Raw genomic sequence first — 584 nt, 5'->3', positions numbered from 1 at the left:
GGCCGGCGCAGGACACGCCGTAAACCCATCCATGGGGGCTCGATGGCGCCATCCATGGCGCCAACGGTCCTGCGCCGGCCCATCCGACCCTGCTCGACGGTTTCCCGCGCCACGGTGCGGAAGGCAAAGAAGAGCAAAAAGCAAAGAGCCGGGCATTGCCCGGCTCTTTGCTTTTCAAGCGCAATCCCTTCGGCGCGGTGATGTGCTGCCGCCCGCGCGGGAAACTGTCTGGCGGCGGTGGGGCACCCTGGCCAGGACCGTGAGGCGCATGGATGCGCCGATCGAGCCCCCATGGTGAAGTGACCCCCGAGACTTGGACGGGGTCAGGCGGCCGATTGGGCCTGCTCCCGGTACTTTATCGGGCTCAGACCTTTCAGTTTCAGTTTGATGCGTTCTTCGTTGTAGTACTGGATGTATTCCACCAGCCCAGCCTCCAGACTCTCGAGGCTGTCAAAGCTGTTCAGGTAGAAGAATTCCGACTTCAGCGTTCCAAAGAAGCTCTCCATCGCCGCATTGTCCAGGCAGTTGCCGCGCCGGGACATGCTTTGCTTCAACGAGTGCTTTTCCAGCATATGCCGGTAGTT

Annotated in this window: 1 protein-coding gene; it reads right to left on the bottom strand. The window is 61.3% G+C overall.

Going from position 1 to position 584, the window contains the following annotated elements; genetic code table 11:
* Positions 1-323: 323 nt before the first annotated feature.
* A partial coding sequence (locus tag ACMZ91_RS10640) for an IS3 family transposase (RefSeq protein ID WP_495497662.1) occupies positions 324-584 on the bottom strand: 261 nt, incomplete at its 5' end.

Source organism: Stenotrophomonas sp. FR024 (genome assembly GCF_047500745.2).
Classification (GTDB): Bacteria; Pseudomonadota; Gammaproteobacteria; order Xanthomonadales; family Xanthomonadaceae; genus Stenotrophomonas; species Stenotrophomonas maltophilia_A.
The sequence above is the reverse complement of the archived record's forward strand: the minus strand, read 5'-3'. Positions and strand labels throughout refer to the sequence as shown.